The 430-nt window shown below is 64.2% G+C and carries 1 protein-coding gene and 1 pseudogene; both read right to left on the bottom strand.

Annotated features, from left to right (window positions below):
- Window positions 1-59 precede the first annotated feature (59 nt).
- Window positions 60-155, bottom strand: coding sequence for a DUF3297 family protein (locus tag P3L18_RS28315; RefSeq protein WP_276116013.1), 96 nt, complete (start codon window positions 153-155; stop codon window positions 60-62).
- Window positions 121-430 (bottom strand): annotated as a pseudogene (locus P3L18_RS28310) (HNH endonuclease); the annotation flags it as partial. The gene P3L18_RS28315 and the pseudogene P3L18_RS28310, both read right to left, overlap by 35 nt.

Here is a 430-nt window from a genome sequence, read left to right as displayed (position 1 = left end):
GCAGACGACGGGACATGAGGGCAGGCTCCAGAACGGGAAGAACCGGACCCTATTCAGTGTCAGCCGTTCTGGAAATAGGGTTCGACGGCGCCCTGCAATTTGACCGTCAGGGCCTTGCCCTTGCGGTCGACGCGGTTGCCCAGGGCCAGCCGCACCCAGCCTTCGGAGACGCAATATTCCTCGACATTGGTCTTTTCCTCGCCCTTGAAGCGGACCGGCGAGGGTGGTGGCGTAGTCGGGGTCGATGGGCCCGTATCCCTGCAACCGGGGCACGAGAATCCCGTCCGGATCTTTCAACACCGTCAGTACGGGTGCCCCGGGTACGACCAAAGCCCGCCCGAACGCCACCGGTACCTCATCCGGCGTCGGCTCATGCATGGGGTCAGCGACGTCGGGTTCGACGACCGGCTCCACCAACTCGACTTCGGGA

The sequence above is a fragment of the Gordonia sp. N1V genome, from assembly GCF_029269935.1.
GTDB lineage: Bacteria > Actinomycetota > Actinomycetes > Mycobacteriales > Mycobacteriaceae > Gordonia > Gordonia polyisoprenivorans.
This window is presented reverse-complemented; position numbering and strand designations above follow the sequence as displayed.